Origin of the sequence: Poseidonibacter lekithochrous (assembly GCF_013283835.1) — a bacterium.
GTDB lineage: Bacteria > Campylobacterota > Campylobacteria > Campylobacterales > Arcobacteraceae > Poseidonibacter > Poseidonibacter lekithochrous.
The window spans coordinates 1,652,961-1,662,157 of record NZ_CP054052.1 but is presented as its reverse complement, the minus strand read 5'-3'; the positions used below and the strand labels follow the sequence as shown (position 1 = coordinate 1,662,157).

The following is a 9,197-nucleotide window of genomic DNA, read 5'->3' as shown; positions in this document are numbered from 1 at the left end:
GATATGTTCCTTTTGTTTGTACAATTAGTAAAGATTATATCATAATATGCAAGCAGTAAAACAATATTAATTAATATAAATATGAAATTCAACATAATAATATTAATTAATATTCATTAGACCCATTTATTAGGGGTTTATTATTGTATTTAATATGTAAAAATTATTATGTATTTAAACATAATAATTTAGTATTTTATAAGTATTTTTTTTGGTTTTTAGATATTAAAGAAAGTGTTTTTAGTAACGATTATATATTTCTTATCAAGTGTTGTTGGAAATTTTTCAGAACTAGCTTTTAGTTTACCATAAGATATTTTTGCCATATCTTTATCTTCCCATAGTATTTGTACAAAAGTTATTGACTTGTTGTTGTAAGCTATTAAATCAATATTACTACCATTATTATCCCACCATGATCCAATAAAACTTGGCTCATATGAAAAAGTATCTTTTTGATTTGCATAAATATATTCTTTTATACATTTAATATAATTTAGGAAAACTGTTTTACTAATAAATTCTCCCTCAATTAATTTACTTACCTCTTCAATTTTTGAGAATTGCAGTTTTGAAAGATTTGGATAAATATATGAGAACCAAAACTTTAAAGCATTATCTTGAATTTCATATCTACCAAATTTTGATTTTTTCTTATCCTCCCGTAAAGGGACCCTTTTCTTGATAACCATCATATCTATAAGCTTTTGTATATATCTTGTCAAATATGTTGATTTAACGTTTAATGAAGCTGCTATATCCCCTATTTTTGTATTTCCTTGAGATATAGAGTGTAATATAGAAGCATAGGTACCTATATCAGTAATTTCTGACTTTAATACTCTAATTCCATAATCAAATAAATAAGAATTAGGAGCTAAGAATAAGTTGAAAATATTATCAGTAAAGTTTTTATTCTGATTATAATATTTTAGATTTGTAGGTGTAGTTCCTAATAGTGAATATACATATAATTGATCAAGTTTATTAAGTTTTGGAAACATTGATTTAATAGCTGTAAAATCCAAATAGTTTAACTGTATTACATTTGATTTTAGTTTTTTAATATCTTTTTCATATTCATCATTAAATAATAAAGATGAAGATAAAACTAATTGCATATTTTTATTTTTTAGTGTTTTCTTCCAAAAAGTTATTAAATCACTTAAAGCTTTTTTATCAACTTTTTGTATATTCTGAAAATCGTCAATAATTACTATTAGTTTATTTTCAAATTTTTGTTTAGACAAAAATTCTAATACTTCTAAAAAAGAATTAAAAGTAAAATCAACATTATCGTTTTTAAAAAAGTTATTAATTATATTAGCTATTTTTGTAAAAAAAAGGGAAGGTATCATTTCATAATTAGAAATATAGATTCTATCTTTATCTTTAGAAAACTCATTTAATAAGCTGGTTTTACCACTATTTCTTGGACCAAAAACAAAATCCATAGTAGAGTTTGGCTCTGTGTAGCTTGTTTCTAAAAGTTTTAGTTCTTTATTTCTTTGTATAAACATGAGATGATCTTTTGTTATTTTATGTGTATTATACCTTATATCATCTTATTCTTAAACTTTTTGTTTTACTTAGTTTATAAATAGAAGAAGATACCTTCTCACTGAAACCATTATTCTCATAAACAATAATATCACTATTTATCAAAGCAAATTTTTCATCAAATTTATTACCAGTTAGATTTGCAGAAGTAGAATATAAAATCTTAAATTTTTTTATAAAATTATAAAAAGATGCCTCTTTTTCGATTACACGAAATGAATTAAGATTTGGGTATATAAAAGTAGTTTTTGTAGATTTACGTACAAGCTTTCTGTATTTTTTTGGAACTCTTGTATATTTATTTAGTGTTTTGAAAGAATCTACTGTATGAAGTATTTTTTTAGACCTAGGTCTTTGTTTTACATCTGATAGCCTCTCATCAGAAGATGATGAGAAACCAACAGTTGTATCAGTTTGAACAAGATAAACTAATGAAGAATTCATTAGTCCGCTAAGAATTCCTGAATAGATTGTACATGAACGCCTTCTTTTCTTTTAAGAGCTTTCATTGCTTCAATACAAGCTAAAGCAGTAGCAGCAGTTGTACCATAAGGAACATTTTCTTTTAATACTGCTCTTCTGATGTTTTTACCATCATCTTTAGATGATTCTTTTCCATCAGATGTATTAAATGCTAATGCAATTTCACCATTAGTGATTGCATCAGTAATATTTGGTCTACCTTCAGAAATTTTAAGTACTTTTTCACACTCAATTCCAGCATCAGAAATAGCTTTGTGAGTTCCACCAGTAGCAACTACTGAGAAACCTTCTTCTACTAAACCTTTTGCAATTTCAGGTGCAAATTCTTTATCTAAATCACATAATGAAATAAATACTTTACCTTCTGTTGGAAGATTATTTTTTGCAGCACTTTGTGCTTTTGCATATGCTTCACCGAAGTTATCAGAAATACCCATTACTTCACCAGTTGATTTCATTTCAGGTGTAAGAATCATATCTGAACCAGATAATTTATTGAATGGGAATACAGCTTCTTTAACAGAAATATGACCTTTTAATTTAGGTTTTAATACTCCATTGTCTTCAGTAACGATATCTTTATCATAAGCAGCTAATGCAACTCTTAAAGATTCACCCCACATTACTCTAGTAGCAATTTTTGCTAATGGCATACCAGTTGCTTTAGAAACAAATGGAACAGTTCTAGAAGCTCTTGGGTTTACTTCAATTAAGAAAATTTCACCTCTATGAATAGCATATTGAGTATTCATTAAACCAACAACACCAAGTCCTAGTGCCATTGCTTTAGTTTTCTCTTCTAATTCTTTAATTAATTCTTCAGAGATTGAAACAGGAGGTAATGAACAAGCAGAGTCACCAGAGTGAACACCAGCTTCTTCAATATGTTGCATGATTCCACCAATGTAAACTTCTTTACCATCAGAAATACAATCAACATCAAGTTCAATTGCTCTATCTAAGAATTTATCAATTAATACAGGAGCATCATTTGAAACTGATACTGCTTCTGCCATATATTGTTTTAATTCATCAGTTGAGTAAACAATTCTCATTCCTCTTCCACCAAGTACAAAAGAAGGTCTTACAAGTACTGGATATCCAATTCTCTCTGCAATTTCGACAGCACCATTTACTTCAACAGCAGTACCATTTTCAGGTTGTAATAATCCAGCTTTTTCAACAAATGTAGAGAATTTTTCTCTATCTTCAGCTAAATCAATTACTTCAGCAGTAGTACCGATGATTTTACCACCAGCAGCATGAATTGCATTTGCTAATTTTAATGGAGTTTGTCCACCGAAGTGTACAATAATACCATCTGGGTTTTCGTTTTCAATTACTGATCTTACATGTTCAAAGTCTATTGGTTCGAAGTATAAAATATCAGATGTATCATAATCAGTAGATACAGTTTCTGGGTTACAGTTATACATAATTGTTTTTACACCAATTTCATTTAATGCGAATGATGCATGTACACAACAATAATCAAACTCAATACCTTGACCAATTCTGTTAGGCCCTCCACCAATAATTAATACTTTCTTATCTGAAGACTCTGGTTTTTCAACTTTTGGTAATTTTGTAATATTTGTAGTTGAGTAAAGGTAAGGTGTAAGTGCTTTAAATTCAGCAGCACAAGTATCAACTTCGTTGTACTCTAAGTTTACATCTAATTCTTTTCTAGCTTGATACACATCTTCTTCAGTTTTTGAAATAAGTTGAGCAATCATTGCATCAGAGAAACCATTTACTTTTGCAATTCTCATAGCTTCTTCATTTGTTAAAATTGAAGCATCAATTGATTTTTCAATATTGTACATTTCTCTGTATTTAGTTAAGTACCATGGATCAACTTTACATAAGTCAAAGATATCTTCATTTGATAAACCTTGTCTCATACCATCCATTAAGTATAATAATCTATCACAGTTAGGTCTTCTAATCTCTTTTTTAATAAATTCTAAATCAGTAGATAAAGAATCGAATCCAACAAGACCAGTTTCCATTGAACATAATGCTTTTTGAATAGACTCGTTAAAAGTTCTACCAATAGCCATTACTTCACCAACTGATTTCATACCAGTTGAAAGCGTAGAATCTGCTTTAGGGAATTTTTCAAAAGTAAATCTAGGAACTTTAGTAACAATATAATCAATCACAGGTTCAAACGAAGCAGTAGTACCAGTAATATCATTTTCGATTTCATCTAGAGTAAATCCAACTGCTAATAATGTAGCAACTTTTGCAATAGGATAACCAGTTGCTTTAGATGCTAATGCAGAAGATCTAGATACTCTTGGATTCATTTCAATTACAATCATTCTTCCAGTATTTGGACAAATTGAGAATTGTACGTTTGATCCACCAGTATCAACACCAATTTCTCGCAGAATCGCAAAAGAAGCATTTCTCATATCTTGGTATTCTTTATCTGTTAAAGTTAAAGCAGGAGCAATAGTAGTAGAATCTCCTGTATGTACACCCATTGGGTCTAAGTTTTCAATAGAACATACAATGATACAGTTATCTTTTTTATCTCTGATAACTTCCATTTCGTATTCTTTCCAACCTAACATAGATTCCATAATTTCAATCTCGTTAATTGGAGAAGCTTCAATACCAGATTCAGCTAAAGCTTTAAATTCTTCCATGTTATATGCAACACCAGAACCACCACCAGCAAGTGTGAATGAAGCTCTAGAAATTACAGGGAAACCGATCTCTTTTGCTTTTACAATTGCTTCTTCAACTGTATAAGCATTAGCAGATTTTGGTAAATCCATACCAATTTTAATCATAGCTTCATTAAAAAGATGTCTATCTTCACCTTTTTTAATTGCATCAGGATGAGCTCCAAGGAATTGAATTCCTTCTAACATACCCTTGTCATACATTGATGTTGCAACATTTAGTGCTGTTTGTCCACCCATTGTAGGTAAGATAGCATCTATATTTTCTCTTTCAATAATTTTAGCAACTACTTCTTCAGTAATTGGCTCAATATAAGTTTTATCAGCAAACTCTGGATCTGTCATGATCGTAGCTGGATTTGAATTAATTAAAACAACTCTATATCCTAGTTCTTTAAGTGTCTTAGTAGCTTGAGTACCTGAGTAATCAAACTCACACGCTTGACCAATAATAATTGGTCCAGAACCGATAAGTAAAATAGACTTTATATCTTCTCTTTTTGGCATAAAAATTCCCCACATATATTTTTATAAATTTGGGAAGTATATCTAAGAAGTGCTTAAAAAAGGGTTATACAATTTGGAAAAAGTTTTTTTTGAGTAAAATGACATTATAAAAATAGTGTTAGAATTTGCTAACACTATTTTTATCTAGTTTAAGATGCTGGAAGATTGAATTTTTTAGTAGAAATTACACCCTCATCATCAAATGATAAGTAATATAATACATCTTTTTTAACAGGAAGTCCCGTTAAGTATCTAATAGCAAGGTTTGCTTGAAGCGAACCAATATGCATTACGATTGGACAAGCAATACCATTTGGTTTTCTATCATTGATTTGGAATACTGCTTCATATGATGCTTTTTCAAAGAAACAAACTTGCCCATGGAATTCTTCAACAGATCCATAAATCCATGCTTGATTGTTTTCCATACAATAGGCATTAATATCAGCACGTGTAGGAAGATTATCTGTTCCATCAATAATTAAATCAAATTCTAAACCTCTTTTTGCAAAATCTTGGAAAGATTCATTATAAGCAGTTACTTTTGTATATGGACATCTAGCTTCTACAAGTTCTTTTAAAACTTCACATTTAGCTTTTCCATCATCACCAACTTTGAATCCAATTTGTCTATGAATATTATGAACACCAACCTCATCAAAATCAACAAATGCAAACTCTCCAATACCTGAAGCACCTAGGGCAATTGCTAAAGTACACCCTAATCCTCCACTACCAATAATTGCAACTTTTTTGTTTTGTAATGAATCTTGAGTATCTTCACCCCAAAGCTTTATTTGTCTATTGAAAAACTCGTGTATTTCGCTCATTGTTTAATCCTTAGTATATAAGTATAGTTTATTTATATTATTTTATATTGTAATGATAGCAAAATAAGGTTAAATTTCTTTGACTGTCGTCAAGTGTAAGATTATGATTAGATAATAAACTTCCCAAAAGGAAAAGTTTATTAGTTTTTATTCTCAGTTGTAAATATTAGTTTTGCTTCATCTAGAAGTTTTTGTGCTTCATCAAGCTCTTTGATTCCATTTTTATATACATCTACTGAATCACTTAATGTAATTTGTGGGTTAGCTAGTTTTTCTAATAATTCTTTTGCTTTTACGATTTTATCTTCAAAAGCTAATTCTTCTTTTTTTTCTGTACTCAAATTTATTCCTTATTTAATATATCTAATACATAATCTTCAAATTTGTCTAGTTCAACTAAAAATGAATCATGTCCAGATTTACTGTTTACCATTTTATATGTTACTTGTTTTTCTTTTCCAAGCTTGTGCATAATATCTCTTATCTCTTCCATCTCTTCTGGGAAGAATAACATATCATCTTCAAAAGAGATAAGATGTAGATTACATTTAATTTTATCAAATGAATCTTCTAATTTATCTTTATTTCTTCCTGCATCAAAAATATTCATTGTTTTACATATATATAGATAAGACAATGGGTCAAAAGTCTTAGGGAAGTTATATGCGTTGTATTCTAAATATCGCTCAACTTCAAATCTACCAAACAATTCATATAAACCATCTGTTGCTGAATATTCTCTACCAAACTTATCATTGAATAAAGTTGGGCTTAAATACGCAATAAGTCCTGCCATTCTTCCAATAGCAAGTCCGGGTAAACCTTGTGCTAATAAATCATCTTTTTCATAAAACCCATCTTTAAAAGTAGGATCATGCCTAATAGCTTCTATTGCAATTTTATTAATAGCAATTGCCCAAGGTCTTGTATATGCAGTTGTAGCCATAGCTATTACTGTATCTGTAAATTCTGGATGCTCAATAGAATAACATAGTGCTTGCATTCCACCCATTGAACCGCCAATAACAGCTTTGGCTTTTTGAATACCTAAGCTTTCATATAGTTTCATTTGACCTTTAACAACATCTGATATTGTTAATATAGGAAATTTTAATCTATACTCTTCCCCTGTTGATGGGTCTATACTTAAAGCATTAGTAGAACCAAAAGAACTTCCTAAGTTATTTGAACAAATTACAAAATACTTAGTAGTATCAATAGTTTTACCATCTCCAATAAATTTATCCCACCATCCAGCTTTTGCTTCATTTGCATATCTTCCTGCAGCGTGATGACTTCCTGCAAGAGCATGACAAATAACAATTACATTTGATTTATCTTCATTTAGTTCCCCATAAGTTTCATATACGATTTCGTAAGATTCTAAAATCCTACCACTCTCTAAATATAATGGTTCATCAAATTTTGCTGTTCTTGTCTCAATTCTCAATTTTTTTCCATTCTTAAATAATAGTTGTGCTCTATTTTTAGAACTATAATTTATAATCTCTTAGTTAAATAATAATGAAATGTTATCTAAAGTATTATAAGAATATGGTTTACTTATGTCTTAAAACGGCTTATTTTATGCTTCTTTTATCTCTTTAATATCAGCTTTTATAATAGATTGCCAGATTTCATCTGGTCCCCATTGCTCGAACATTGATAAGTCAATGTTATCAAAAGGTGTTTTCAAAATGTATTTGTGATATACATACATAAATGCAGTAACTCTATAATTCATTGCACAATGAACTAGTACTTTATTAGACCCTAATGCTTGAAGAATATTTAAAAATTGTTTTACATCACTTAATTTTGGATTCTCAAAATCAACAGGAATATGAATATAAGTCATTCCTAATTCACTTACAATCTTGTCTTCATTTTCTATTGCATTTGTAGAGTTACATAAAGCTAGGTTTATAACAACTTCAAAATCATTCTCTTGAATTGTTTTAAACTGCTCTATTGTTGGCTGTCCTGCTGTTGATATTAATTCATTTATTTTTATATAATTTAAGATATTTTCCATTTGCTTCCTTTAGAAATGGAATTATATCTAAATATACTCGTCAACTTTTTTAAGGTATTTTTCTTTTAACTCATCAGATATAAAAGATGATCTAAATGAATTCTTTACTAGTTTGATAATATCTTCTTTTGTTAAAGGTAGGTTTTCACATAAATTCAAGAAGTTTTTATTCATATAACCTTTGAAATATGCAGGGTCATCAGAATTAACTGTAACATTAAGACCATAATCTAACATATTCTTAATATTGTGTTCTTTATATGTTTGGAATACTTTTAATTCTATATTTGAGTTAGGACATACAGTTAGAGGTATTTGTTCTTCTTTTAATCTTTCCATTAACTCTTCTGAATTAATTGATTGTACACCATGGTCAATTCTGTGAATATCTAATAAATCTAATGCTTCATAAATATAAGATACATCAGCTTCTTCTCCTGCATGAGCTACAAGCTTAAAACCCTCTTCCTTTGCTTTTTTAAATACTTCTTCAAACTTTGAAGGAGGATTTCCAATTTCAGATGAGTCAAGACCAATACCTATAATGTCATCTTTATAGTCTAATGCCATTTCAAAAGTCTCTAAAGCATCTTCTTGTGATAAATGTCTTAAAAAACACATGATAATATTTGATGTAATTCCAAACTTCTTATGAGCATCATTTAATGCTTCTTTAATTCCTGTTATAACTGTTTCAAAAGCTATTCCTCTATGAGTATGTGTTTGAGGGTCAAAGAAGATTTCAGTATGAATTACATTATCTTCTACACATCTTAAAATATAATCCCATGTTAAATCATAAAAATCTTGTTTTGTAATAAGTACATTAGCACCTGCGTAATAAATATCTAAAAAGCTTTGTAAGTTTGTGAAGTTGTAAGCAGTTCTAACATCTTCTATATTTTTGTAAGGTATCTCTATTTTATTTTTTTTAGCAAGAGAAAACATCAACTCAGGTTCAAGTGAACCTTCAATATGTAGATGTAACTCTGCTTTTGGTAATAACTGTATAAATTCTTTCATATAAATCCAATATAATATTTTATTTCTCTTATTATACTATCTTTGTATGTCAAAAAAGTGTTA

8 protein-coding genes are annotated in these 9,197 nt (G+C 28.9%); all 8 read right to left on the bottom strand.

What is annotated here, in order from left to right:
- Positions 1 to 218 precede the first annotated feature (218 nt).
- Positions 219 to 1,520, bottom strand: coding sequence for an ATP-binding protein (locus ALEK_RS08120; RefSeq protein ID WP_071625665.1), 1,302 nt, complete (start codon positions 1,518 to 1,520; stop codon positions 219 to 221).
- Positions 1,521 to 1,560: 40 nt separating this feature from the next.
- Positions 1,561 to 2,004 (bottom strand): Sua5/YciO/YrdC/YwlC family protein, encoded by a 444-nt coding sequence (locus ALEK_RS08115; RefSeq protein WP_071625666.1) that lies wholly within the window; start codon positions 2,002 to 2,004, stop codon positions 1,561 to 1,563.
- Positions 2,004 to 5,246: a carbamoyl-phosphate synthase large subunit gene (gene carB / locus ALEK_RS08110; RefSeq protein WP_071625667.1), complete on the bottom strand. Its 3,243-nt coding sequence runs from the start codon at positions 5,244 to 5,246 to the stop codon at positions 2,004 to 2,006. Before carB ends, ALEK_RS08115 begins: the two co-directional genes overlap by 1 nt.
- A 149-nt stretch (positions 5,247 to 5,395) precedes the next feature.
- Complete coding sequence (locus ALEK_RS08105; protein WP_173424127.1) at positions 5,396 to 6,076, bottom strand: HesA/MoeB/ThiF family protein; 681 nt, start codon at positions 6,074 to 6,076, stop codon at positions 5,396 to 5,398.
- A gap of 140 nt (positions 6,077 to 6,216) precedes the next feature.
- Complete coding sequence (locus tag ALEK_RS08100) at positions 6,217 to 6,417, bottom strand: exodeoxyribonuclease VII small subunit (protein WP_071625668.1); 201 nt, start codon at positions 6,415 to 6,417, stop codon at positions 6,217 to 6,219.
- 2 nt (positions 6,418 to 6,419) lie between these two features.
- A complete protein-coding gene (gene metX / locus ALEK_RS08095; RefSeq protein ID WP_071625669.1) occupies positions 6,420 to 7,526 on the bottom strand; it encodes a homoserine O-acetyltransferase MetX in 1,107 nt (368 codons plus the stop codon).
- A 135-nt stretch (positions 7,527 to 7,661) separates the two neighbouring features.
- Complete coding sequence (locus tag ALEK_RS08090) at positions 7,662 to 8,111, bottom strand: protein tyrosine phosphatase family protein (protein ID WP_071625670.1); 450 nt, start codon at positions 8,109 to 8,111, stop codon at positions 7,662 to 7,664.
- A gap of 27 nt (positions 8,112 to 8,138) precedes the next feature.
- Positions 8,139 to 9,134: an adenosine deaminase gene (locus ALEK_RS08085; RefSeq protein ID WP_071625671.1), complete on the bottom strand. Its 996-nt coding sequence runs from the start codon at positions 9,132 to 9,134 to the stop codon at positions 8,139 to 8,141.
- Positions 9,135 to 9,197: the final 63 nt, after the last annotated feature.

Coding starts and splice junctions, on each gene's coding strand:
- ALEK_RS08120 (WP_071625665.1), bottom strand. CDS start 1,520: ATGTTTATACAAAGAAATAAAGAACTAAAACTTTTAGAAACAAGCTAC.
- ALEK_RS08115 (WP_071625666.1), bottom strand. CDS start 2,004: ATGAATTCTTCATTAGTTTATCTTGTTCAAACTGATACAACTGTTGGT.
- carB (WP_071625667.1), bottom strand. CDS start 5,246: ATGCCAAAAAGAGAAGATATAAAGTCTATTTTACTTATCGGTTCTGGA.
- ALEK_RS08105 (WP_173424127.1), bottom strand. CDS start 6,076: ATGAGCGAAATACACGAGTTTTTCAATAGACAAATAAAGCTTTGGGGT.
- ALEK_RS08090 (WP_071625670.1), bottom strand. CDS start 8,111: ATGGAAAATATCTTAAATTATATAAAAATAAATGAATTAATATCAACA.
- ALEK_RS08085 (WP_071625671.1), bottom strand. CDS start 9,134: ATGAAAGAATTTATACAGTTATTACCAAAAGCAGAGTTACATCTACAT.